This is a genomic window from Vreelandella sulfidaeris, assembly GCF_042429665.1.
GTDB lineage: Bacteria > Pseudomonadota > Gammaproteobacteria > Pseudomonadales > Halomonadaceae > Vreelandella.
In genome coordinates, this window is record NZ_JBHMAC010000010.1 from 1,414,958 (window position 1) to 1,440,690 (window position 25,733).

21 protein-coding genes, 1 tRNA gene and 1 other RNA gene are annotated in these 25,733 nt (G+C 51.2%); 12 read left to right on the forward strand and 11 right to left on the reverse strand.

The features are described from left to right. Positions 1-102: 102 nt before the first annotated feature. The 4 genes from ACFFLD_RS11335 to betI form a co-directional block, all read right to left on the reverse strand. Positions 103-2,589 carry an acyl-CoA dehydrogenase gene (locus ACFFLD_RS11335; protein ID WP_386040210.1) on the reverse strand — a complete coding sequence of 829 codons (2,487 nt, stop codon included), beginning with the start codon at positions 2,587-2,589 and terminating at the stop codon, positions 103-105. 227 nt (positions 2,590-2,816) lie between these two features. After that, positions 2,817-4,490 carry a choline dehydrogenase gene (gene betA / locus ACFFLD_RS11340; RefSeq protein WP_386040451.1) on the reverse strand — a complete coding sequence of 558 codons (1,674 nt, stop codon included), beginning with the start codon at positions 4,488-4,490 and terminating at the stop codon, positions 2,817-2,819. 18 nt (positions 4,491-4,508) lie between these two features. Further along, positions 4,509-5,978 carry a betaine-aldehyde dehydrogenase gene (gene betB, locus ACFFLD_RS11345; protein WP_386040212.1) on the reverse strand — a complete coding sequence of 490 codons (1,470 nt, stop codon included), beginning with the start codon at positions 5,976-5,978 and terminating at the stop codon, positions 4,509-4,511. Positions 5,979-6,002: 24 nt separating this feature from the next. Then, complete coding sequence (gene betI / locus ACFFLD_RS11350; RefSeq protein WP_386040214.1) at positions 6,003-6,623, reverse strand: transcriptional regulator BetI; 621 nt, start codon at positions 6,621-6,623, stop codon at positions 6,003-6,005. Positions 6,624-6,810: 187 nt separating this feature from the next. Here betI and ACFFLD_RS11355 point away from each other — a divergent pair, with 187 nt between their 5' ends. The 11 genes from ACFFLD_RS11355 to ACFFLD_RS11405 all read left to right on the forward strand — a co-directional run bounded on the left by ACFFLD_RS11355 (position 6,811) and on the right by ACFFLD_RS11405 (position 16,959). After that, positions 6,811-7,746, forward strand: a complete 936-nt coding sequence (locus tag ACFFLD_RS11355) for a choline ABC transporter substrate-binding protein (RefSeq protein ID WP_386040216.1) — start codon at positions 6,811-6,813, stop codon at positions 7,744-7,746. A gap of 87 nt (positions 7,747-7,833) precedes the next feature. After that, positions 7,834-7,910: transfer RNA gene (locus ACFFLD_RS11360), tRNA-Met, on the forward strand. 55 nt (positions 7,911-7,965) lie between these two features. Further along, positions 7,966-8,062: signal recognition particle sRNA small type (gene ffs / locus ACFFLD_RS11365), an RNA gene on the forward strand. A 1,386-nt stretch (positions 8,063-9,448) separates the two neighbouring features. Further along, positions 9,449-10,210, forward strand: a complete 762-nt coding sequence (locus ACFFLD_RS11370; protein ID WP_386040218.1) for a hypothetical protein — start codon at positions 9,449-9,451, stop codon at positions 10,208-10,210. A gap of 54 nt (positions 10,211-10,264) precedes the next feature. Then, entirely contained in the window at positions 10,265-11,182 is a 918-nt protein-coding gene (locus ACFFLD_RS11375; RefSeq protein WP_386040220.1) for a hypothetical protein, read from the forward strand. A gap of 74 nt (positions 11,183-11,256) precedes the next feature. Beyond that, positions 11,257-11,964, forward strand: a complete 708-nt coding sequence (locus ACFFLD_RS11380) for a C39 family peptidase (protein WP_386040222.1) — start codon at positions 11,257-11,259, stop codon at positions 11,962-11,964. A 31-nt stretch (positions 11,965-11,995) separates the two neighbouring features. After that, positions 11,996-12,802 (forward strand): hypothetical protein, encoded by an 807-nt coding sequence (locus ACFFLD_RS11385; protein WP_386040224.1) that lies wholly within the window; start codon positions 11,996-11,998, stop codon positions 12,800-12,802. Positions 12,803-12,989: 187 nt separating this feature from the next. Beyond that, positions 12,990-14,096, forward strand: a complete 1,107-nt coding sequence (locus tag ACFFLD_RS11390; protein WP_386040226.1) for a hypothetical protein — start codon at positions 12,990-12,992, stop codon at positions 14,094-14,096. A gap of 435 nt (positions 14,097-14,531) precedes the next feature. Continuing rightward, positions 14,532-15,032 carry a hypothetical protein gene (locus ACFFLD_RS11395; protein WP_386040228.1) on the forward strand — a complete coding sequence of 167 codons (501 nt, stop codon included), beginning with the start codon at positions 14,532-14,534 and terminating at the stop codon, positions 15,030-15,032. A 43-nt stretch (positions 15,033-15,075) separates the two neighbouring features. After that, positions 15,076-16,083, forward strand: a complete 1,008-nt coding sequence (locus tag ACFFLD_RS11400; RefSeq protein ID WP_386040230.1) for a GGDEF domain-containing protein — start codon at positions 15,076-15,078, stop codon at positions 16,081-16,083. A 117-nt stretch (positions 16,084-16,200) separates the two neighbouring features. Further along, positions 16,201-16,959, forward strand: coding sequence for a DUF3750 domain-containing protein (locus ACFFLD_RS11405; protein WP_386040232.1), 759 nt, complete (start codon positions 16,201-16,203; stop codon positions 16,957-16,959). A gap of 86 nt (positions 16,960-17,045) precedes the next feature. Here ACFFLD_RS11405 and mntR read toward each other — a convergent pair whose 3' ends face one another. The 4 genes from mntR to ACFFLD_RS11425 all read right to left on the reverse strand — a co-directional run bounded on the left by mntR (position 17,046) and on the right by ACFFLD_RS11425 (position 21,168). After that, a complete protein-coding gene (mntR, locus tag ACFFLD_RS11410) occupies positions 17,046-17,519 on the reverse strand; it encodes a manganese-binding transcriptional regulator MntR (protein ID WP_386040234.1) in 474 nt (157 codons plus the stop codon). Between the two features lie 118 nt (positions 17,520-17,637). Continuing rightward, a complete protein-coding gene (locus ACFFLD_RS11415; RefSeq protein ID WP_386040236.1) occupies positions 17,638-19,179 on the reverse strand; it encodes a cation:proton antiporter domain-containing protein in 1,542 nt (513 codons plus the stop codon). A 31-nt stretch (positions 19,180-19,210) separates the two neighbouring features. Further along, positions 19,211-19,660: an ion channel gene (locus tag ACFFLD_RS11420; protein WP_386040238.1), complete on the reverse strand. Its 450-nt coding sequence runs from the start codon at positions 19,658-19,660 to the stop codon at positions 19,211-19,213. Positions 19,661-19,773: 113 nt separating this feature from the next. Next, positions 19,774-21,168, reverse strand: coding sequence for a GntP family permease (locus ACFFLD_RS11425; protein ID WP_386040240.1), 1,395 nt, complete (start codon positions 21,166-21,168; stop codon positions 19,774-19,776). 206 nt (positions 21,169-21,374) lie between these two features. Between ACFFLD_RS11425 and ACFFLD_RS11430 the strand changes: the two genes are divergently transcribed. Continuing rightward, positions 21,375-22,721: a Na+/H+ antiporter family protein gene (locus ACFFLD_RS11430; protein WP_386040242.1), complete on the forward strand. Its 1,347-nt coding sequence runs from the start codon at positions 21,375-21,377 to the stop codon at positions 22,719-22,721. 68 nt (positions 22,722-22,789) lie between these two features. Here ACFFLD_RS11430 and ACFFLD_RS11435 read toward each other — a convergent pair whose 3' ends face one another. The 3 genes from ACFFLD_RS11435 to ACFFLD_RS11445 form a co-directional block, all read right to left on the reverse strand. Next, positions 22,790-23,521 carry an RNA methyltransferase gene (locus tag ACFFLD_RS11435; RefSeq protein WP_386040244.1) on the reverse strand — a complete coding sequence of 244 codons (732 nt, stop codon included), beginning with the start codon at positions 23,519-23,521 and terminating at the stop codon, positions 22,790-22,792. A 187-nt stretch (positions 23,522-23,708) separates the two neighbouring features. After that, positions 23,709-25,352: a chaperonin GroEL gene (gene groL, locus ACFFLD_RS11440; protein WP_386040246.1), complete on the reverse strand. Its 1,644-nt coding sequence runs from the start codon at positions 25,350-25,352 to the stop codon at positions 23,709-23,711. 80 nt (positions 25,353-25,432) lie between these two features. Beyond that, complete coding sequence (locus ACFFLD_RS11445) at positions 25,433-25,726, reverse strand: co-chaperone GroES (protein WP_386040248.1); 294 nt, start codon at positions 25,724-25,726, stop codon at positions 25,433-25,435. Positions 25,727-25,733 lie beyond the last annotated feature (7 nt).

The following is a 25,733-nucleotide window of genomic DNA, read 5'->3' on the forward strand; positions in this document are numbered from 1 at the left end:
CGCTTTTAGGCGTAGAAAGTGAAGGTCAGAGGTTAGCTAGCAACAAAAAAAACGGCCCCTGCATGACAGGGGCCGACGGTAGGCTAGCAGAGCAGCAAGTGGTTACTTGATACTGGTTTCTTCCTGCTCAGCCTTGGGTGCTGGATTGCCGTTGTGATTGATCAGTGTTGATTTGTTCTTGGCAAAGTCCTCGTAGGCAAAGTCGTCTACGGTGAGCATTTCAAGAACGTCGGTTTCAAAGACACGCATGAATTCTGCATCTTCTTCACTGATAAGGCCTTTTTCAAAGCCCACTTCCACGCGTGCTTCCGGATGCAGTGCCGTTTGCGGTAGCTCGCCTTTGGCATAGGCTTTATTGAGCGTGCGATAGATGGCTTCGGCACGATCATAATCGACCAGTAGCGCATTGTAACGAGCCAGCGGATTACGCTGTTCACCGTCATCCTGATCCCAGGTGTTTTCCAGCAGTTTGGTGCGCAGGGCGCTATGCGTAGAAACACGCTTGGCGATGTCGCGTGCCAGGTCATCGTGGGGTTTATTCCAACGACGGCCGGTGGGCATCACGATGGCATTAAGCGTTTTACCCAACGCGCGGTTAGGAAGATTGTCGAAGATTTCTACAAACGCCTGCTCGGCGCGCTGGAGCAAGAAACGGCAGCTGTAGTTCAGTAGTGCCTCTTCGCCTTCGACTTTGTCACCTGCCTGCCACTGTTTAAGCACCATGGAGGTGAGGTAAAGATTCGACAGCACATCGCCTAGCCGTGCAGAAATCATTTCCCGCTTTTTGAGTGCTGAGCCCAGGCTTGCCATCGCGGCGTCAGCGCATAGCCCAAAGCCAGCCGAGAGACGAGCGATGTCTTGAGCGTAGGCGGCAGCAGGGCCGTCGAAAGGCACGCTGGCTTTACCGAGCCCGAAGCCAAGCGTAAAGGCACGTGCGGCGTTACCGAAAATCAGGCCGGCGTGACCAAAGAACGCTTTATCAAACGCTTTCATATCGTTGGCGTCTTTAGCGGCTAGCTCGTCAAGCACGTAGGGATGGCAGCGTATAGCACCCTGACCAAAGATCATCAGGTTGCGGGTCATGATATTGGCGCCTTCCACGGTGATCGCTACCGGGTTGGCGCTATAGCCGATACCCAGGTAGTTACGCGGACCGAGGGTAACCGCCTTACCGCCATGAACATCCATCGCATCGCTCAGTAATACGCGCTGGAACTCGGTCAACTGGCTTTTCAGAATGGCCGACGGTACGGCAGGTTTTTCGCCATGATCGATCATGTTGGCGGTTTGATACACGGTCGCCTGCGAAATATACGAAAGCGCCGCCATGCGGGCGAGAGGTTCTTGAACCCCTTCCATTTCGGCAACCGGTACGTTGAACTGACGACGAACGCGAGTGAAACCACCGCTCCATCCCAACGCATAGCGCGAGGTGCCTGTCGCGCCTGAAGGCAGGGTGATACACCGGCCAATGGATAGGCACTCAACCAGCATCCGCCAGCCTTGGCCAATCATGTCGGGGCCGCCAATAATCGTATCCAGCGGAATAAAGACGTCTTTACCGACAATCGGGCCGTTCATGAACGGACTACCAATAGGGTGGTGGCGACGGCCAATGTCCATACCCGCGGTGTCACGGGGAATAAGCGCGAGCGTAATGCCGCGATCTTCTTCATCACCTAGCAGTTTTTCGGGGTCGAATAGGCGGAAGGCCAAGCCGACTACGGTGGCGATAGGCGCCAGTGTGATCCAGCGTTTTTCAAAGTTCAGGCGTAAACCCAATACTTCTTCGCCGTTAATGGTCTGTTTACACACAACGCCAGTGTCTGGCAGTGAGGTGGCGTCCGACCCAGCACGGGGGCCGGTCAAGCCGAAACAAGGAATCTCACGTCCATCAGCCAAGCGGGGCAGGTAATGATCTTTCTGCTCTTGAGTACCGTATTTTAACAGTAGTTCGCCAGGGCCGAGTGAGTTAGGTACGCCAACGGTCACCATCAAGGTTTCATTGGCTGAGAGTTTTTGTAGCGCCATCGACTGGGCTTTGGCAGAGAAGCCCAAACCGCCGTACTCCTTCGGAATAATCATGCCGAAGAAGCCTTCTTTTTTCAGATAGTCCCACAGCTGCTGCGGTAAATCAGCTCGCTCCTGGGCGATATCCCAAGCGTTACACATGCCTGCGGCTTTGGCGCATTGATTAGCCAAAAAGGCTTTTTCATCGTCACGCAGGCCTTCGTCTTTAAAGGCGAGCAGTTTTTCCCACTGGGGTTTGCCGGAAAATAGCTCGCCATCCCACGCCACGCTGCCTGCTTCCAGCGCGGTGCGTTCGGTGGCAGATACTTTAGGCGCCACTTTTTTAAAGGTGGCAAAGATACGCGGCGTTAACCATTGGCGGCGTAACGCAGGCAAACCAGCCACGGCAACCGCGGCGGCGGCAATCAGTAGTAGTACGCCGATGACTTCAGCGTCAAACAGCAGGCCTACCAGGCCCAGAACGCCAAGCACCGCCAGCGCAGCAGGGGCGCCTGCTTCGCGACGCATTACCACGAGCAAGCCAGCAATGGCGAGCACGATAAGGAGTAGGGTGAGCATAGACTCTCTCTCTGTTTCAGGCTTTTTGATTCAGCCTGCTGTTGTTAGTAAAAATGTTTCTAAAACGGCTGTAAGTCCGTTAATCGAACACTTGTTTGAATATTGGCAGATGGGGGCCGCTCCACGCAAGTATTAAGGCATGTTTAGTCCGTTAAAGCTTTTCAAATAGCCAATAAAAAAGCCATGGTGACGAACCATGACTTTTGGACAACAAAACGGCTATTTGTTCAGGCGCGTTTGGCGGGTGCTCCGTTGGCAACGTAATAATCAACGCTGGAGCGCGGTAGCGGCTCATGGCCCTTGATGCGGTCAGCAATCTTCTCTGCCAGCATTATCGTAGGCGCGTTTAGGTTGCCGGTCGGTATGACCGGGAAAAGAGAGGCGTCAACCACTCGCAACCCTTCAATACCGTGGACGCGGCCCTCGCTATCCGTAACGGCCATCTCGTCACTCCCCATTCGACAGCTTCCGCAGGGGTGATAGGCGGTTTCGGCGTGGGCTTTGACGAAGGCGTCGAGCTCTGCATCAGACTGCACCGCTGGGCCTGGGGCTACTTCACGTCCGCGATACTGATCAAATGCTGGCTGGGCGATAATATCCCGAGTGAGGCGAATAGCGTCACGGAACTCTTGCCAGTCTTTATCTTTGGACATGTAGTTGAACAAGATGCTCGGTGGTGCGTGAGGGTCTTTCGAGGTTAGCCGAATCCGCCCACGGCTTTCTGAACGCATGGAGCCAACGTGGGCCTGAAAACCGTGGGCCTGCACCGCGCTTTTACCGTTATAGCTAATCGCGATGGGCAGAAAATGGTATTGAAGATTAGGCCACTTCTCATCGTCGTTGCTGCGAATAAAACCGCATGATTCAAACTGGTTGCTGGCCCCCACGCCGGTGCCATTAAACAGCCATTCTGCGCCAATCTTCGGCTGGTTGTACCATTTCAGCGCGGGATAGAGCGAGATGGGCTCTTTACATTCATATTGAATGTACATCTCCAGATGATCCTGAAGGTTTTCACCCACCCCGGGTAGGGCATGAATCAGATTGATGCCTAGCTCGTTCAGCAGCTCTGGGTTGCCAATGCCCGAGCGCTGAAGAATCTGCGGGGAGGCGATAGCACCGCCGCACAGTAGCACTTCGCGGTTCGCATACGCGTGCTGCTTTTCACCCTTTTGCTCGTAACGAACGCCCACCGCACGCTTACCTTCAAATTCAATGATATCGGTAATGGCATGAGTTTCAATGGTGAGGTTGGCACGCTGCTTGGCAGTATCCAGATAGCCACGTGCCGTAGAGGAGCGACGCCCCTTGGGCGTGACAAAACGGTCCATGGGGCCAAAGCCTTCCTGTTGGTAGCCGTTTACATCGTCGGTTTCTGGATACCCCGCCTGTTTACCGGCATCGATAAATGTCCGGTAAAGCGGATTGTTGTCCGCTTTTGGTGTTGCCACGCTAACCGGGCCATCTTCACCGTGGTAGCTGTTGGCACCAATGTCACGGGCTTCACACTTTTTGAAGTAGGGCAGGCAGCTAAGGTAATCCCACTCTTTAAGCCCGGGCTGCTTGGCCCAGTTATCGTAATCCAGTGCATTTCCGCGTATATAGCACATGCCGTTAATCAGTGAGGAGCCGCCTAACCCTTTGCCACGACCACACTCCATACGCCGGCCATCCATATGCGGCTCAGGGTCGGTTTCGAACGCCCAGTTGTAGCGCTTGCCCTGGAGCGGATACGCCAGGGCAGCGGGCATTTGGGTGCGAAAATCGAACCGGTAGTCGGGCCCGCCCGCTTCTAACAGCAGTACGCTGATAGTGCTGTCTTCGGTGAGGCGGGTGGCGAGCACATTGCCCGCCGAGCCCGCGCCGATAATGATGTAATCAAATTTACCTGGTTGAGACAGTTGAGACATAAAAACTCCTTAAAACACCGACTCAAAGGGTCCCATTTCAATCTGTACGGACTTCGTTTGGGTATAGTGATTAAGTGTCTCGACACCGTTTTCACGACCAATGCCCGACTCTTTGTAGCCGCCTACCGGCATCTCGGAAGGTGACTCACCCCAGGTGTTGATCCAGCAAATACCGGCTTCCAACTGGTGAATCACCCGATGGGCGCGGTTCAGGCTTTCACTGAAGACACCGGCGGCCAAGCCATAATGGGTATCATTGGCGCGGCGAATAACCTCGTCTTCATCATCAAAGGCGAGTAATGACATCATCGGGCCGAAAATTTCTTCTCGCACAATGCGCATATCATCAGTGCAGTCGGTGAACACTGTGGGGGCCGCCCATGCGCCTTTTGACCAGTGGCCGCTGTCCCAAAGGTCGCCACCCACCAGCAACCGAGCGCCCTGTTCTTTACCCAGCGCAATGTAGGTGAGTACTTTTTGCTGATGTTCAAAGCTGACCAGCGGGCCAAAATTGACGCTGGGATCCATTGGGTCGCCTGCTTTGATACGCTTAACGCGCTCTACCAATTTGGCCTCAAAAGCGTCTTTAACGCTGCGCTCAACGAAGACCCGTGTGCCGTTGGTGCAGATTTGGCCGCTGGAGTAGAAGTTGGCCATCATGGCGGCATCGGCGGCGCGGTCAAGGTCGGCATCGGCGAATACAAGCAGTGGCGATTTACCGCCCAACTCCATAGTGACGTCTTTAAGTGTCGAGCTAGCGGCGGCGGCCATGACTTTCTTGCCGGTGCCCGCTTCGCCAGTAAACGACACCTTGGCAATGCCAGGATGTTCGGTGAGCATGGCGCCTACGCGGCCGTCACCCTGCACCACGTTAAACACGCCTTTGGGTAGGCCGGCTTCGGTGAAGATTTCTGCCAGTTTCATGACGGTCAGTGGGGTGACTTCGCTGGGCTTAAACACCACTGCGTTGCCTGCGGCGAGTGCCGGTGCCGCTTTCCAGCAGGCAATCTGAATTGGGTAGTTCCAGGCACCGATTGCGCCAATCACACCCAACGGCTCGCGGCGAGTATAAACAAACGAGCTGTCGCGCAGGGGAATCTGGCTGCCTTCAATCGCTGGCGCTAAACCGGCGTAGTACTCAAGTGCGTCTGCCCCGGTAACGATGTCGACACTGGCAGTTTCGCTAATAGGTTTACCCGTATTGCGGGTTTCAAGTTCGGCCAGTTCGTCGTTACGCTCGCGTAATAGCGCCACCGCGCGAAGCAGGATGCGAGACCGCTCCATGCCCGTCATGGCTGCCCAATCACGCTGACCACGCTGAGCCGCACTAACGGCTTTGTCGACATCAGCTTGGCTAGCCTGGCCGATAGTGGCAAGCAAGCTGCCATCAAACGGGTTGGTAACGGTAAATGTATCGCCTGAGGTGGCGTCTACCTGGCGACCATCAATATAGAGTGGCTGTACGTCTTGAGCGGCCATGTAGTCTCCTCCAATAAGGTGAAATTAACTGACAGTGTTGGATGTAGGCTGTGGGCATCCATTATGAGCAAGAAGCTGGTCGAGATAGGTGAGGGCAAGAAAGCGCGCTTCATCGACATTGAGGCCTTCAGGCGTCAGTGCGCCACGCAGCCATAGCCCATCGATCATGGCGGCCAGGCCTCGAGCTGCATTGCGGGCCTCCGCGCTGGACATTACCCGACGGAACTGGTGACACAAGTTACTGTAAAGGCGGCGGTCATTGACGTTTTGCAGCCGCTGTAGCATGGGTTTATGCATGCTGCTGGCCCAGAAAGCTAACCAGGTCTTGGCGGCAGGACCGGTAACCTGCGTGCGGTCAAAGTTACCTTCAATAATGGCACCGATATGGGCGCGTGGAGAGTCGTCTTCCAGCCCATGCCGACGAACCGCCACAGCCTCGCTTAGGTCGGTCAAAATCTGGCGCATGGTGGCTTCCAGCAAGCCATCCTTACCGCCAAAGTAATGGCTGATAATGCCTGCTGAAACGCCCGCGTGACGGGCGATACGCATCACCGTCGTTTCGGCCAGGCCAACTTCATCAATCGCGGTCATCGTTGCATGGATTAATTGATGACGACGTATAGGCTCCATTCCCACCTTTGGCACCGGGATTCTCCTAATTCGTTGAATGTCATGCTGGGCCGCTGCTTGAAACCCAGGCGTAGACATGATTACCTAATAATGATGGCATTTTTTTATTGAACGTTCAATCAATAAAAAGACGCCGCTATTTCTTCTTCTGTGACCACCGTATGGGAAGCAGCCACCGCTGATTGATAAGGGGACAATAATCATGAGCAACCACTCTTCACGTTACGTAGGCGCTTTATTACTGGCCGTTGGTTTACCAACCGCCGTTTATGCCGATGAATGCAGTACTGTCCGTTTTGCCGAAGTAGGTTGGACCGATATTACCGCGACCACTGCACTGGCTAGTGAAGTGCTTGAAGGACTGGGCTATACCCCGAGCGTCGACACTGTTTCCGTGCCAATTGCCTACGCGGGTATGCGTAATAATGATTTCGATGTCTTTTTAGGTAACTGGATGCCGTCCATGGCGTCTATCAGTGATCCCTATATCGAGCGCGGTGAGGTCGAGCGTTTAGTCGCTAACCTGGAAGGCGCCAAATACACACTGGCTGTGCCGCAATACGTTTACGACGCGGGAGTAACATCGGTTAACGATTTGGCTGACCATGCGGACCAGTTTGATCGCAGCGTACATGGTATTGAAGCCGGTAACGATGGCAACGAACTGATAGAGCAGATGATTGATGACGATGCCTATGGGTTAGGTGATTGGCAGGTCATTGACTCGAGTGAAGCAGGCATGTTGGCTGAGCTGAGTGCACGGGTACCTAATGAGCAATGGATGGTATTTTTAGGCTGGGAACCGCATCCGATGAACTCCAACTTTGAGATGGCCTACTTATCCGATGCGGATGACTATTTTGGTCCGGATTTAGGAGGCGCGACCGTACATACCAACACGCGCGCTGGATTCGTCGAAGAGTGCCCGAATGTAGGCGCGCTGTTGCGTAACATGACATTTACCCTGGAAATGGAAAACCAGCTGATGAGTGCGATCATGGATGAGGGCGAAGACCCACGTGAGGCAGCGCGTGAATACCTGAAAGCCAATGACGAGCTGCTGGGCGAGTGGCTAGAGGGTGTTACCACTCGCGATGGCGAGCCAGGTGCGCCTGCTGTACGTGCCGCTATTCAATAAGGCTGTTTACGCGAGAAAGGCAAGCCGGATTCCGGCTTGCCTTTCGTTATCAAGATAGGCATAATCTGCACCCGTTGATGAGGGAAAGGCTACGTAGCTCAGCTGGTTAGAGCACATCACTCATAATGATGGGGTCCCCTGTTCAAATCAGGGCGTAGCCACCACATCAGCACTAGCACACTCGCATTTGAATTAAAGAGTGTGCCGTTATGGTGGCCCCTTAGGTCCTCCCGCAACGCTAAACTGCGAACCCCGCCAGGCCCGGAAGGGAGCAACGGTAGTGGTGGCTGCGTGTGCCGGGATGTGGCTTTTGGGGCCGCCTCCATTTTAGGCTAGCGAATCATAATGTAGGTTGGCCTGACATCGGTATGCCAGCGTTACATACACTTCTACATAATTTCCTACCTCACGTCCTCTTGTATTAACTTCAAACCTTTGCAGTTTTCCAATTCGGTTCTATTTTTCAACGTTATCTAGTACTTGTCCGTTTAGCACCCTGTGATTTTTGTTTGTCAGGGTTGCTTAGCGTTACCTGCCTTTTGTCTATATTCTTTCGATAAGAAATTTACCTTAGTAGATGCTTATAGCTATTAATATAAATTAGGTTTTGTCTGAAAAGTCGGAGAGCAAAGATCAGACAAGGCAAAAATTGACGAAAAGACGGAGTTTACAGGTTGTAAATGAGTACTTTGAGCCGATTTTTAACGCCGTATGATCGAGCACAGCCAGTTTTCAGACAGAGCCTAGTATTAGATCAGGTAAGTTGTGTTGTTCCCCCCATGCGATACATGTAACGGTCATGTTTTTACCACTATTTATTCATCAAGCTGCCTTTTAAGCGTCTTTTAACTGTCTTTTACGTTCTGGTGCTTCAAGACAATTTTTCTTGGTGAGCGCTTAATGCATTGTTTTAATTATTATTAGTGTGATGATTTGAAATAATGATGAGTTTTTTGATCCGCTTTTTTAAATTAATTAACGACCGTGTGGTTAATCTGATGCTGGCTACCGTTAGCCTGTTATCAGGTTTACGGTCATGCGTTTTTAAGTTAGCTTGAAACTATAAGCGAGTACGAATATTCGCTTCTCGATTCCTTCCTATACCGTTTCTATTCCCTTTCTTTATAGCCGATAATAATTAGTATGCTAGCGATAGTAAACCATCATTCTGGAGCGCCAGGGATACTTATTTGAGGCGCAGTAGCGATTAGAAAATCAGACTCAGCTGCCCCTAAGGCGGCTAAATATTCCATTCAATACAACCTGTTAACATGATGCAGCTACAAGGATGCTCGTTCCGGTTTATTCAAAACACTACGTTCTAGTAAGAAATGCTAGGTGTTGGCTAGGCCCAATGAATGTATGAAAGTAAATATCTTGGGTTAACAATGATTAAAATATCCCACTCAGTGAGTTAGTCATTTAACTCGACTATAAACAGGAGAGTCTGACAGTTTTAGTTTAAATTTAATTAAATATTTTGTAGATTCTAAATTAAGTGAATAATACAGCTTAGTTAGCCATCCCTGCTTTTTTTGCCATCTTTTCTGAATGAATAAAATCACCTGCTGTATTGGCGAATATAAGGTGTCTATTCTTTTGGTCTTTTCTTAGTATTGTTAAAGAAAGTTTATTCTCTTTTCTATTTGTGTTTTTCCGTATTGATTTGGCAATTTGTTGACGCTATCTCAGGGATGCAATAATGATAAAAAAACAAAAGATAACTGAGCCACGGCGTCTTCAAGTGATTAACGATAGTTATAATGCTAATAATAAAGCAGCTATTAAAAAGTCTTTCCATCGCGAAGCAATACGCCCCTCAGCGCCTAAGCTAGCCAACTGTGTGTCTGCTCTGATATTGAGCGTTTCTATTGCCTGCGCCTGGGGGCAGGAAAGTTTGCCAAGTGACGATGTCCATCGACTTTTTACCACTACCTACCATGCCGCCTCACTTATCGAGGGGCACTCTCTTAGCCATGTTCACGGCGCCATTAACGTCAATATGGCGTCCGGTCACGGCAATCTACAAAGCAATGCTGGCGTTATTGCCATCGGCGACGATGCCTTGGCCACTAACATCGTGGTGCAGATAGCCACGTTAAATAACCGCCTCTCGCCTGAACAGGCCAGTGCCGTGATCAAGGATCAGGCACTTAGCCATGCGGTCGGCTGGATAACAGTCAACCAGGCGGCGGGGCAATCGAATGTACAGAGCAATACGCTGAGTGTCGCTCTGGGCATCAGGGGCAGTTCTCTGACCAATGAATCACTAGGTCAGGTACTGGTCCGTACGCAGGAGCCGATGATCGAGTCGGAAGGCACTACATCGTCGCGGCGGGTCGAGATCGAGGAGTCGGCCTTTGCTGGGTCACGTGGCGTTATCCAAGTGAATCAGTCGGCTGGAGTGGGCAATGCTACCGGGAACCATGTGGGTATTCGCATGACACCTCAGGCTTATCGGTAGTGACGCCTTTGTAAAACAAACGTAAAAATCGCAGTTTCATTCAGGAGAAACATCATGAAAACGTTTGCAAAAGCACCTCTCGCATTAGCTATCGCCGCACTTCTGGCGGCTCCTTATGCACTGGCTCAGTCTAACGGTAATAATAACTTCGACACAGACGCCTATCTGGACGTCGATGTTGAAAACGATATCTCGGTATCGCTTGAGCATGACGTGGCGAACTCAATCGAAGTGGGGATCACCTACGAAATGGAAGCGGATCCCGCCGATCATTTTTCTGCGGCTACCATTGACCGGAAGCAATTTACCGACGATAACGCCGTCAAAACAGATTTTACCGATAACAGTTCCGAAATGATCAATTCTGGAAATGGTGCGACTGGTAATATTGGTATCAACGTTGCCTCAGGCGACCTTAACAAGCAGGCCAATGATACCGCCATTGCTAGTGGTGATCAGGGGGGTGAGGGCGGTGAGCAGCTTACCAGCATGATGTGGGGTGGTGGTCATGGCGGTGGTGGCAATGGTGGTAATAGCAACGATGATGCGGCGATGGTGTTTGCCAAAGCGGCTACCTTCTCGATTCAGTCAACTTCCAACAATAGCTACGACAATGATGGCACTACGAACAGCGCTGTTATCGACAACTCCTTGAACTATGTGTCCGGTAATATCGGCGTCAACATGGCTTCTGGAGCAGGTAATGTTCAGAACAATGCCATGACGCTGGCGGTAGGACAGGATAGCTCTGCCGAGGCCACTACCGGTGGTGTGCAGGTGTCGTATAACAATGTGTCTGACGGTGATTTAGGCGTCACTCACGCTGGCTGGTCGGTCTATGTTCAGAACAACACCAACGATGCCAAGCTAAACAATGCGTTGACCGGTGCTGCTGGTAACGTCGGCGTTAGCATTGCTTCTGGCAATGGCAATATGCAAAGCAATACCCTGTCCATCGCTCGCGCTCAGTAAGCGATAGGGTAGTAAAGGTAGCCCGGGCCTGCTGCCCGGGTTTTCCAATCCGCATGCTTTGCAGGTGTCTAGGAATGAAAAGTTTTGCGATATCGCTACTTGGCATAGCTTTGCTAGCTGGTATCACGCTGTCAGCCAATCGAGTGGATGCCGCGCCGATCAGGCTGGGTAATGCAGTACCAGGCACGTTGGTAACCAAAGAAGTGCAGTCTATCCGTGAGCATCGCTTTGAGAACCTTATTGCACAGGAAACAGACTTTTCCTGTGGCGCGGCCTCTCTGGCAACTATTCTTCGTTATGCCTATGGCTGGACAAGCTTGAGCGAGGTAGAAGTTCTGGAAGGAATGTTTGCGGTTAGTGACGCTGACGTGGCGCAGCGGATGGGATTTTCGCTACTCGATTTACGTAACTATGTGGAATCTATTGGTATGCGGGCCAGGGGGTACGAAATTGAGGAAGACGCCCTGGATGCCGTATCGATTCCCGTCATCGTGTTACTCGACCTGGCTGGCTACCAGCACTTCGTCGTGATGAAAAAGGTCGTGGGGGATCGGGTCTATATCGGCGATCCATCACTGGGTAACACCATCATGCCGCGTTCCGATTTTATGGCTGCCTGGAACAACATCATTTTTGCCGTCATCGGTGAAAATTTCGATACGCACACAGTACTGCTTAATCCAACGCAGCCGTTAACAGCACGTCGCCTGACCGATGTCTTCTCTCCAGTGCCTAAGCAACAACTATTAGATTTCGGGTTTCGTCACGCCGAGGTGTTCTGACCGTTTATCGCCATAAGGAGTCGTCAATCGCATGAGCGGGCATGAAAGTAAGCAGCGTCGGCTAAATCCTGCGTCTCTATCGCTGATGAGCCTCTCCGTCATGATCTTGATGACGACACTGGCACAGGCGGAAACCTTGGCGACCGATTTCAGCAATCCCACTTTTCAGCATGGCCGGCAATTAGGGGACCATGAACTTTCTCAACTGCGTGGCAAAGCGGTTAATAGTCGAGAAGTGCTGTTTTTTGGCGTTGAAATGTCTACGCGTTGGCAAACGTCAGCAGGTGAGGACATTCTAGCGCGCGCCGATTTAGGTATTGATCTGAGTGGGGCGCAGCCCTCATCCCGGTTTTCTACTCATATTACCGCGACGACACCGGCTGAGTATGCCGCTTACCAGCAGGCGATGGGTAACGTTTCCCCAGTGCTGGATGCTGGCAGCGCTAATGCAGGCGGCGTAGTACAACTGGTGCAAGCGGGGGGGGACTTCAACCGAGCCAATAACGCTTTCTGGATTGATGTAGGAGCTGAGAACGTCAAAAGCCCAATTCCGCCCGCTAACAACAAACTGACGGAAAACACCCTCGGCGGTGCTCAGGTAGAGATTATCAGCTCTGCCAGTGGGGTGGGGATGACCCTCTCAGTGCCCGGTATGGGAGTTGTAAATCAAGAAGTACGTGCTAACCAGGGGCTGCATCAATCTATTCAGCTGATCAGTGACCATCAGCAAGTCAGCAACCTGACACGTCTGAATATACAGCTTGGAAATGGAGCGGGTAACGTCGTTAATAATGAGTTTAAACACTTGCTTAAATCGGTTCGCTCATTGGAGTACTGATAGTGACGTAGTATGTAAGCCTGCTTAATCCATCACGGGTCGATCATTATCGGCCTTTCTCACGTTTATATTATCAATACTATTGCTTGACAGTGCCTCGGAGGGTATCAAGAAGTCTGCCTTACTTCGCGAGTGGAAAAGTGAAGGTAACATGCTCTTACCGAGCTCATATTCAAGGGAGTCAACGATGCTGGATAATAAATCGATAAACCTGACGCAGTCAGGCGGCTATCAATTTTTGCTCACACTATGCGTTCTCGCCGCCGCGGGTGTTTCGCCAGCGGCAATCGCACAAGAGGCGACTGAAGAGGTGGTGCGAAAAGCACAGCCTAGCCAGAGCGTGCAAAACGTCTTGCGTGAAGAGCATGCCTTGTTCTCGGACCGGTTGACCATCGAACCAGGCATCAGTTACTCCTACTCTGATCGAAGCGATCTGGCGCTGAGTGGCTTTCTGGCTCTTGATGCGATCTTCTTGGGTAATATAAACGTCGATACTATAGAAAGTCACACCACTACGTTTAATCTGAGTACCCGTTATGGAGTCACTGATCGTTTGGAAGTAGAACTGCTGATTCCCTATGTTTACCGTAGCAGCCACTACGAGACGATAGGCGCCGGGGGATCAACGGGCGGGTTAGTTGAAGAGACGGTTAGCCAGGGAGATCTTGGGGATGTCAGCGCTGGGCTTTATTATCGCCTATTACCCGAGACTGAGGCGAGGCCCGATGTGGTCTGGAATTTTTCCGTTCGGGCTCCCACTGGTAAACATCCATACGATATTAGAACGAACACCAGAATTGTCGATGCCGGGGAGGGAGAAACCGAAAATTTATCGGTGCCAAACACGCTTCCTACGGGCAATGGTGTGTGGGGCGTCAGTACCGGCTTTTCTGTGCTTAAGACCGTGGATCCGGCGATCATCTTCGCCAATATTGGCTACACCTATAATATTGAGCAGAGCTTTGATGATATCAGCTCCAATGATCAGGTGGTGCCAGGCAACGTGAATCTTGGCGACAGTATCCGGCTGGGGTTTGGGACGGCCTTTGCTTTGAACGAACGATTCAGCTTATCCCTGTCGTTTACCCATCAGCACGCCTTTGAAACGAAGGTCACCGCTGATGGCGGTGCTGAGCAATCGGTAATCGGAAGTAGCGCTAACGCCGCCTCGGTTAATTTTGGTGCTACCTATGGCCTGTCAGACACCACGTCGATTGTTACGAGTGTCGGTATTGGGATGACCGATGATGCGCCAGACTTTACGCTCGATTTTCGTATGCCGTTTCAAATCTAATGTTTGCATCTATTACAACGCCCTTGACGCCTAACTAAGCAAATGGGGTGGCTATGGCAGTATGATGTGCCCGTGCCGCCCCCTTGGCTTGCTTCCAATCGTCATGCCTTGCCTGCTTCTGTCATGTTTATTTCAAACGCTTGGCTTATTCGGTATTTTCGGTTTTTTACGTTGCTTGCTCTTTATAAAATAACTACTTATTTGCTTTTTAATACTTATTTTTGAGTGCAGGTATGTTTTTTTAGTTAATGCTATGTCAAGATAAAATATAACTAAAAAAACAGAATGTTACGGTTTTAATGTCAGTTAATTTTTTACTACCCACAGATACGCTAACATAGGTCATAGTAAATAAGTTTGGTATCGCTCTAGGATAACCTCGTTAAAAACCACCTGCGCTCGAAGGGTGCTTTAGTTTGCTAGAGGGATTTCCCCATGGTTAACGTCACCACATTTAGTACGCTATCTGAAGATCAGCTAAACGTAGCCTACTTGCAAGAATCGCTGGAGCTAAGTCGGTATCGTGCCATGGCGCTTAGCTTTCTAACGTTTGATACCTCTATTAGTGGTTTGATGAGTACGATGGCGACGGAGTGCGAGCAAAGGCTCTGTCATTTACAAGAAATAGCTGGGCGTATGGGAATTAGTTTAGCCATCAATGTTAGCCCGCTAAAGGAAGTGCCATCTTACTACAATAACAGCCGGCATTTTTTTGTGGTGGATGAACACATGGGGAGACAGATTCTGGTCAGGGCTGAAGAAGCCGCTGAAGCAACGTGCGGTGTTTTTGACAGGATGTTGAATACTAATGCGATACCGGATTTACACCGCTCTTTGACCTCCTTTGTAGCTCAGAAAAATAGTGAGCGACGCGTACTACAAGAGTGTCTTGAACAGTGGGGTATCGGTCTTTCTGAACAATGCGTTATATCTTAATAGATAGTGATGCCTTATGTTCAGGACAATCAGTGAGGAGAGCATGCCTATGGTCATGCCAATAGAACATAACCCAGAGTTCAGACGTTATTTTAATGACGATACCGACTCAATACTGCACGCTCTTTGGGATTTCTTTCCTGCTCAAATGGTAGTCGTTAATGTTGAGGAGCCAAATAATTTTATTATTGAAGCAATCAATTCGTCTCAGCAAACTACTTTGCACCGTAAGCCGATTGGCTTAGGTGATGACTTTGTCGATATATTTCCAGCCTCGTTAAAGGCAGAGGTAATTAAAAATAGCGCACGCTGTGTAGCCGAAGGTGCTCCTGTTCGGTTTAAATTGTCAGATAGTTATATTAATGGGGTTAGCCAGCTAAATAATTATCCGGTTATTCTAATCCCCATTACGAAGCATCAAGGAATCACCACGCATTTGCTCTGTGTTGTGCCGAGTTCTGGCTTTGATAGCGGTACGCAGCCAATTCTTTATTCTGAACAAGAAGTGGAGCGCCGAGTGAAGGAGAGGACTGATGAGTTGGTAGCCATTAATCATCGGTTAAGTTATCTAGCGACGCATGATTGGCTGACTGACGTCTATAATCGCCGTCATCTCCTCGAAATGGCTACTATTGAGTTCAATCGGGTCGGCCGTTACGGCCTTTCGCTCGGTCTGCTAATGCTTGATATTGACCATTTCAAGTCAATCAACGATGAGCAGGGCCATATGGCAGGTGACCAAGCGTTGAAAACAGTTGCGCATGCCATACGGTCGGCGGTTCGCGAGTGTGATCTGGTCGGGCGCTATGGTGGCGACGAATTTATTATTCTAGCACCCGAAACAGATATTCAAGGCGTTCGCTCGATTGCCGAGCGGCTACGCAGCACGCTTAAAAGCGCCAATTTGTCTATCAGCGTTGGTATTACTATGCGTGAGCGACATGATCATTCTATTGATGATGTCATCAACCGGGCCGACCATTTACTGTTGAATGCCAATCGTAACGGGCGAAACCGAATAGAAAGTGTTTCTCTTGTTTCCATCCCTTAAAAGAGTATGTGGCGTTGACATGAGGGGCGGTCACGAGCAGCCCCAAAGCCCTATATGCGATTGCATCTAGCGAGCTATCGAGTTACTAACTGTTATCTCATAGCTTCGGATCAAACAATGAAAATGTTATTGCGATGGTTGCTCGGCAGTGTGGCGCTTTTGGCATTGCTATTAGCAGGCCCGGTATGGATATTGGCAAGTAATCAGGTCGTCATTGATGGGCATTGGTCGTCGCTTGATCGATCCTCGGCGGGTATCGCCCCCGATCCAACCGACAGTTCAGAAGCTGTTGTCCAGGTCTATTCCGCCAGAGCCTACAGCTGGCGCGGTGCCTTTGGTGAACATATATGGATCGCGACAAAGGCGGAAAACGCCAACAGTTACCGACTGCATCAGGTGTTAAGCTGGCGTCGTCCCACGGTGATATCGTCCATCGACACTCCCGATCGAGCCTGGTTTGGTAATCCTCCTACGTTGCTGGCGGATTATCGCGGTGATGTTGCCGAAACGTTGATTCCGCAGATTGAGTCGGCTGTCGCTGATTATCCGCACGCTGACCTTTATCGAGTATGGCCTGGTCCTAATAGCAATAGTTTTATTGCCTGGGTCGTTCGCGCCGTGCCCGATTTGGACGTAGCGCTGCCGGTAACCGCGATCGGCAAAGATTATCTCTTTAACGGCGTAATGGCACCTACACCCAGTGGCACCGGCTATCAGCTCTCTTTGGGGGGCGTGGTGGGTATTATGCTGGCACTGGAGGAGGGGATTGAGGTTAATTTACTGGGGTTAAGTATGGGTGTTGACGTTATGCGGCCCGCCTTGAAACTACCAGGCATTGGTCGAGTGGGGATGCCTGCTCGGGTATCAGGACATTAATAACAACACTTGCTCAGGATTCGAGTGACGCCCGAGTGGTCACTGCTCGTTTTCATTAGGCTTTTTCGACTATTACTAAGTCGCTGTTACTGCTGCTGTTCTGTAAAGCGCTGCATGATAGCGAGCGTTTCATCGCTAACGTGGTGCTCCATGCCTTCGGCATCGATTCGCGCAGTGGCATCTTGCACGCCGAGCGCGCGTAAAAAATGCAGGACGATATCATGGCGTGCTCGAGAGGTTTCGGCCATTTTTTGGCCCGCTTCCGTTAAAAACAGGGAGCGGTATGGCTTACTGGTCACTAACTCAAGCTCATTTAAACGGCGAATCATTTTAGAGACGGTCGCTTGGCTGACCGCCATTCGACTCGCGATATCGGCCGCTCGTGCCTCGCCTCGATGCGTTATCAAGTCGCCAATGAGTTCGACGTAATCTTCAATAAGCTCGGTTTCATGGGCGTTACGCACCGTGGCGTACTGCTGAGCATGCTGCTTCACAGGCGGTAGAGCATCGCCAGGAATGTTGGCCTGAGGCAGGGATGCATTTGAGTTAGCGTCAGTCATAGGTAAATTATATCGAAGAGAATGAAATAACCATGAGATGGTAGCCTATTTTTAAGCATCATTGTTAGCCAAGGCTAAATTGTTTTCAGAAAGCTTTTATCTACCATTATTCGGGTACTTAGCGCGGGGAGCCTTGCAGGCTCTCCCAGGTTTTCTCAGCAATACCGATACCCGCGCCGGTCATTAATAGATACGTTTGGTCTACCCCGGCTGATTGTAGTGGCGCGGCTTCATCCTGAAAATGGATGCCTGCAATGATATGCCCCTTGAAGCCCGCTTTGCGTAATTCTCGGGTCGCAATGAGCTTGCTTTCAAGCTCCGGGGTAGCAAGCGTCACCGCATTAATGTTGGCAATATTGAGCTGATGCCAGAACCCTACATCTTCGATATCACCATAAAAAACATGGCGTTGTCCGTCGACTTTGTTGGGATCTGAATCAATCCCCACGGTAGACAAGCCCTTGTTGTTAAAAAAATCGTAGGCGGCGTAGCCGGTTCGCCCCATACCCAATACCAACATGGTTGCGCTTCCCAGTTCTACCGGCTGTTCGTCTGGATGACGTGACTGGCGCTCACAACGAAGCAGAGTATTTTCCCAGCGATCAAACAACCGATGAGCAATCCGGTTAAGCGGGGCGGCGATAACAAACGAGAGCGCCACGGTAATCGCAAGTGGCACCACCCACTCCTGAAGAATACTCGCGGCAACGATAAGGCCAAACTCACTATAAGCGGTTAGGCTCAAGCCACCCAGGAAGGCGTTACGCGCTCTTATGCGAAAGGCAATCAGCAGCGCAAAGAAAAGTACTCCTTTTAGCGGCAGTAGAATCGCCATCACGCCAGCAAACAGGAGCGCTTGCTTGTCGGGTAAACCGGCCATGCCAATCTGGAGAAAGAAGCTGATGAGTAATACTTCTTTAAGGCCCCATAAGGCCTTGGAAAGCTCTTGAGCGCGAGGGTGCTTGGCAAGTAAAAGCCCCATGACCAAAGCACCTACCTCTGAGCTTAGACCTACCGCTTCGAACCCCATGCCGCCTACCGCAATGGCCAGGACAGCACCTAGTAAAACAAGCAATTCATCATGCTGTGCGGCGTTCATCAGCCAGTAAAGCAATGGCCGTGCTAGCGGCAGCAAGAAAACCGCTAGCGCCCAAGGGCTGGGTGAATGACCGCCGTAGACGCTTAGCACCGCTAACGCCACAAGATCCTGAATGATTAAAATACCGATCGCTATGCGACCATGCAGGGCGCGTAGCTCCCTCTTGCTCTCAAGTACTTTTGCGGCGAGTACCGTACTCGAGAAAGACAGCGCAATGGCCAGTAATATTGCTGTATCAAGCGCCAGCGAGAGGAAAATAACCAAGCCTGCGGTGAATAGTAGGCTGGTGAGGAGCAGGTGGATAACAGCACTGCCCAGGACCACGGGTTCTGCCAAGCTGCGTATATTGAGTTTTAAACCAATCGTAAACAGGAGTAACAGTACCCCGAGATGAGCAAGGTGCTCCAGCAGGGGGCCTGCGTCACTCGGCAGGCCAATACTGGGACCAAACGCGTTGAGCGTAAAGCCAGCCGCTAAGAAACCAACCAGGGGCGGAAGGCTCAGCAGTCGCGCCGCGATGCCGAAGAGAAACGCAATCGATAAAATAACCACTTCAAACATGCTGAGTCCTTTGAACGATTAACGGCATCGACTATCTGTCACCCCGCCAATGTTTTTGCATCTCAATAAACGTAAACGATGCTGACCATGTGATTAACACAAAGCCCGTCAATGCTAGCGTGCCATACAAAAAGCGCACCGGGCCTGTGGCGTATATGTCACCATAACCCACCGTGGTGTAAGTCGCCGCTGAGAAGAAGATATAATCTAATAGGTTAAAGCTGTCGTAGCCTTGTAAGGCGCCGATCTTGAGGGTCGCCGTTAACCACCATCCGGCAATTCCAAACAGCCAGATTTCGGCTATATGGGTCATGATGACACTAAACACCATTGCCAGAATACGCTGTCTGTGCGGGCGGCGGGATTTATCTATTTGGCGCGATATCAGCCATAGCGCTTCATAGTGAAGCATGACCGCAATGACCACCGTTACAAAGGTCGTTGAGACGACGGCGATATGCTCGGGGTAGGGAATCGTCATCTATGCGGCTAGCAACCTTTTTCGATTTTGGTCATTAGCATAAACGGCTCCCTCTGATTAGCAAGGCAGTTTTGCCGGCCGCCATGATGTTACTCACGGCAGTCAGCGTCCTTTTAGAAGCTACCAAACACGGTGCCTAACGTTATTACACTAATCAGGGCGACAATCGGCAGTGCAATAGTCACCATCGCGACATGAGCGTAAGACTGACGATGGGTCAATCCACAGATAGCCAATAGGGTAATGACAGCACCGGAGTGAGGGAGTGTATCCATACCGCCTGCGGCCAGCGTTGCTACTCGGTGCATCAATTCTGGATTGATGCCTGCTTGTTCGGCCATGGCCAGGTATTCACTGCCCAACGTTCCCAGCGCGATCGAAAGTCCTCCCGACGAAGAGCCTGTGATTCCCGCGAGCACACTCATGGCCATCGCTTCTGAGATTAATGGATTGCCCGGCGAGGCCGACAGCACCGTATCACGAATGATGGCAAAGCCCGCAAGGCTTGCGATAACTGCCCCATAACCTACTTCAGAGGCGGTATTGAAAATCGGTAGGAGTGATCCTAAACAGCCTTTATTAACGCTATCTTTCAAGTTCTGCCAATGCTTCCAGCGCGTAATGATTAGCCACGCCGATGCGCTGAGCAAGGCAATCAATATAGCCCACAGCCCGCTCTGCGCAGACGGTGAGACGTTTTCAAACGCTGCGCTAATAAAACTCAGATCCATGGCTGGAAACACGCCATAGGTAAACAGCGCATTCAGGCCAATCACCATTAGCAAGGGGATGATCGCCAACGCAAGAGGCATATGGGCTTCGCCCAACGATGAGTCGCTGCTATCCACTTCACGCTCGGTATGCCGGCCGTAACCCTCACCGTTAGCGGCTGCTTTTTTAACTCTCGATTGTAAGTAATAGGTGCCTAAGCCGAGCATGATGATCCCGGCAATGATGCCCAAGCCAGGAGCGGCGAAACTGTTGGTGGCAAAGTAAGGAATAGGAATCGCGTTTTGAATGGCCGGGGTGCCGGGTAGCGCGGTCATTGTGAAGGTGAAGGAACCCAGTGCAATAGAGGCGGGAATGAGTCGCTTGGGTACATCAGCACTGCGGAATAACTCGCGACTGATCGGATAGATGGCAAACGCGACGACAAATAAGGACACCCCGCCATACGTCAACACTGCACAGACCATGACAACCGTCAGTACTACATGATGCGTCCCCAGTTTTTTCACGATACCGTTTGCAATGGATTGAGCCGCTCCTGAATCGGCCATTAGCTGACCAAAAAGAGCACCCAGTAAAAACAGAGGAAAGAACTGGATAACGTAATTACCTAGCGCACTCATGAACGTATCGGTGTAAATCGGTAGTAAAAATGCTGCATCGCCAGAAAGCAGCACCGCCAACCCAGCCATGAGTGGAGCAAGCAGTAATACTGAAATACCGCGATAGGCAAGAAACATTAACAAAAGCAGGGAAATAACAATCGCCAGTATGCTCATGAGAGCTCCTAAGAAAACTGTAATGTAGTCATTGCAGACATCAAGCAAAGGAGGGGATGGTAGGCAGCATGATGCGGCGCAGCAATAGCGTCGCGACTAAAGTAGCAACCCATGAGATACGTACCGTAGTCTTAGGTTTACATCATTAATCTGCTAAAATCCGCCACCTTCGCCGTTAATGACCTTCAATAACTCTAGGACGTTTCATGAATGCAGTAATTCTTGCGGTGCTGGTAATGGTGGCGCTATCGCTGGCGCGTGTCTCCGTGGTATTTGCTTTAGTGGTGGGTGCTATAGTCGGCGGTTTAGTAGGTGGGTTATCACTCGAACAAACTCTGGATGCATTTAATGACGGCGTTGGCGGCGGTGCACAAGTGGCATTGGCTTATGCCACGTTAGGTGCTTTCGCCGTGGCTATTTCACGCTCCGGGTTGCCCGATATGCTGGCTAACCGTTTGATAACGCTTTTGGGTAAAGAGAACACGGCTGCCCATCAAGCGCGGGTCAAAATGTTATTACTAACGGCGGTACTGTTAGTGGCGATCTCCTCACAAAATGCTATTCCGGTACATATTGCGTTTATCCCTGTATTGATCCCGCCACTGTTGCACGTTATGAACCGTTTGCAGCTGGATCGCCGGGCAGTGGCTTGTGCGTTGACGTTTGGGTTAACGGCGCCTTATATGCTGCTGCCCGTGGGCTTTGGCGCGATCTTCCTAAATGACATCTTGCTGGCAAATTTGAATAGCGCCGGTGAACCGTTAGGGTTGGAGATTACTCGTGCCATGGTGCCGATGGCCATGGCGATACCGGTGGGCGGCATGGCGGTAGGGCTGATGTTAGCGCTGCTATGGAGCTATCGGCGACCACGTCATTACCAAGCCCCGGTGATCGCAAATGCCAGTATGGAAAAAATAAACGTTCCTGCTAAACCCCATAAGCTGGGGCTAATCATGTCAGCAGTGGCGATCGTTGCAGCGTTGGGGCTGCAGCTTTATAGCGGCTCTATGATATTGGGGGGGTTAGTGGGGATTGGTTTGCTGTCCATGGGGGGGATCTTTAAATGGCGTGAAGCCGATGATCTGTTTACCAGCGGTATGCGAATGATGGCGCTGATCGGGTTTATCATGATTTCGGCGGCGGGCTTTGCTGAAGTAATGAAAGCAACCGGGGATATTGATGCGCTGGTAACCGGTGCGTTTGACATTTTTGGCGATAACCGCGGTGTAGCGGCGCTGGTCATGCTGCTGGTGGGCTTATTTATTACTCTGGGGATCGGTTCTTCCTTCTCGACAATCCCGATTATTGCCGCGATTTTTGTACCTCTGGCCGTTCAGTTCGGGTTCTCTCCCATGGCGACGGTCGTGCTGGTAGGCACGGCTGCTGCCCTGGGCGACGCCGGTTCACCTGCCTCTGACTCAACGCTTGGGCCAACCTCTGGCCTCAATGTGGATGGTCAGCATGACCATATACGCGACAGCGTCATCCCAACGTTCCTGCATTACAATATTCCGCTAGTGGTATTCGGTTGGTTCGCAGCGATGATGCTTTAAACTGAGTACGTTAAAGTTAAAAAAGGGACAACGTCGGTTGTCCCTTTTTATTTGACTGACATCCTGCTCTATTCAGGCAGATGATGTTCAAACGCACTGAGTAGCCCGCGCAATAACGAGAGCTCTTTACGACTTGGTTGGGCGCGGGCGAACAGTGCTTGAAGCTGCTCTTCGGTACGGGCGTGGGGCTGGGTTAGGAAACCGCTTTGTTGCATTAATCGTCCCAGGTGCGCCTCGAAGTGCTGAAACTGTTCTCGGCTGGGTGGGGTGGCATCGAGAGGGCGCTGATAGGTAAAGCCGCTATCAGGCTGCTTGCGCCAGGCGCGATGAACCTCATAAGCAAGAATTTGCACGGCCTGCGACAAGTTTAAAATGCCATAATCAGGGTTAGCAGGAATACTAACCTGATGCGTGCAACAGCGAATTTCCTCGTTGGTTAGCCCCGACCGTTCGCGTCCAAACACTAGTGCTACCGGTGCTTGCTGAGCGTTCTCAATCACGCTTGCCGCCATATCATCGGGTTCGTCAAAATGCGGTAACGGCAGGCTACGCAAGCGCGCGCTGGCACCGATGACTTGAACGCAGTCCTTCACCGCCTCTTCCAGCGATGTCGCGACGCGCGCGTTTTCGAGCACGTCGCTGGCTCCAGCAGCAAGGCGCGTAGCCTCTTCATCGGGAAACGAGCGAGGGTTAACCAGCACTAGCTCGGTTAAGCCCATGGTTTTCATCGCTCTTGCCGCTGCGCCGATATTACCGGGGTGAAAGGTTTGAACGAGTACGATACGGATATGCTGCAACATGCGTTGATGCGCCTTATAGCCTCAAAAAAAATCGCGCTGATAGTAGCACGTTAGAGGCTTGATGACTGTTGCCTCTTAATAAGTGGCTTGTAATAGCTGGCTTGCTAAAACGCAACAACCCCGCACGAAGCGGGGTTGTTGGTAATTGCTTTTAAGCAATCAAAAGAGCAGAGGGCTCAGGGGTGCATTACATCATGCCGCCCATGCCACCCATTCCGCCCATGCCACCCATATCAGGGGCAGCTTCTTTCTCTTCCGGGTCTTCTGCGATCATGCACTCAGTGGTGATCATCAGGCCGGCGACAGAACCAGCAGACTGCAGCGCAGTACGGGTTACTTTAGCCGGGTCCAGAACACCCATTTCGAACAGGTCGCCATACTCACCGGTTTGAGCGTTGTAGCCGAAGTTACCTTCACCGTCTTTTACGCGGTTAATGACCACAGCGGGTTCTTCACCAGCGTTGGAAACGATTTGGCGCAGCGGTGATTGCATCGCGCGAAGCGCCATGTTGATACCGTGGTTCTGGTCTTCGTTGTCGCCAGTCAGGCCGTGTACTTTCGCCATTACACGAACCAGGGCGGTACCGCCACCAGGTACAACACCTTCTTCAACGGCCGCACGAGTAGAGTGCAGGGCGTCTTCAACGCGAGCTTTCTTCTCCTTCATTTCCACTTCGGTAGCAGCACCGACGCGGATAACGGCAACACCGCCTGCCAGTTTGGCAACGCGCTCTTGCAGTTTCTCTTTGTCGTAGTCAGAAGAGGTATCTTCGATTTGCGCACGGATTTGATTAACGCGTGCTTCGATGTCGCCTTCTGCACCAGCACCATCGATGATGGTGGTGTTTTCTTTAGACATTGTCATGCGCTTGGCGGTACCCAGGTGATCCAGGTTCGCTTGCTCAAGCGTCAGGCCAACTTCTTCAGAAATGACCGTACCGTTGGTCAGGATAGCGATATCCTGCAGCATGGACTTACGACGGTCGCCGAAGCCAGGCGCTTTAGCTGCCGCTACTTTCACGATGCCGCGCATGTTATTGACAACCAGCGTGGCAAGCGCTTCGCCTTCGATGTCTTCAGCGATGATCGCCAGCGGTTTGCCCTGTTTGGCAACGGCTTCTAGTACCGGCAACAGTTCACGGATGTTGGAGATCTTTTTATCCACTAACAGGATGTAAGGATCTTCCAATTCTACCGTCATGGTGTCCTGGTTGGTGACGAAGTAAGGCGAGAGGTAACCGCGGTCAAACTGCATACCTTCAACGACTTCAAGCTCGTCTTCAAAGCCGCGGCCTTCATCAACGGTGATGACGCCTTCTTTGCCCACTTTTTCCATCGCTTCAGCGATAATTTCGCCGATACGCTTGTCGCCGTTAGCCGAAATCGTGCCTACCTGAGCAATCGACTTGGTGTCGGTGCAGGGTACAGACATGGCTTTGATTTCTTTAACAGCAGCAGCAACGGCTTGGTCGATACCGCGCTTAAGATCCATCGGGTTCATGCCCGCGGTGACGCCTTTCAAGCCTTCAGCGATAATCGCCTGGGCTAGAACGGTTGCCGTGGTAGTACCGTCACCCGCAGCGTCAGAAGTCTGTGAAGCGACTTCTTTCACCATTTGCGCGCCCATGTTCTCAAACTTGTCTTTAAGCTCGATTTCTTTGGCAACGGAAACGCCGTCTTTAGTAACGGTCGGTGAGCCGTAGGATTTTTCCAATACAACGTTACGGCCTTTCGGGCCCAGTGTAACTTTTACCGCGTTAGCGAGTACGTCAACGCCACGCGCCATGCGTTTGCGTGCATCATCTGAGAATTTAACTTGTTTAGCTGACATAGCTGCTGTTTCCTAAATTGAATGCAAAACGTGAAAATAAATAATCGAGGCGCCCATTAAAAAGGGAGCTGCAACGATAATTAGCCTTCAATAACCGCAAGAATATCGGCTTCGCTCATGATCAAGACTTCTTCACCGTCGATTTTTTGTTTCTCGACGCCATAGCCATCTTTAAAGATCACGTTATCGCCTACTTTTACATCTAGCGGGCGGACATCGCCATTTTCCAGAATGCGGCCATTACCAACGGCGAGGATTTCGCCACGGGTCGGCTTTTCTTGTGCATTGCCCGGAAGCACGATGCCGCCTGCGGTTTTCTGCTCTTCTTCAACGCGACGGACGATGACACGATCGTGCAAAGGACGGATATTCATTCACGTT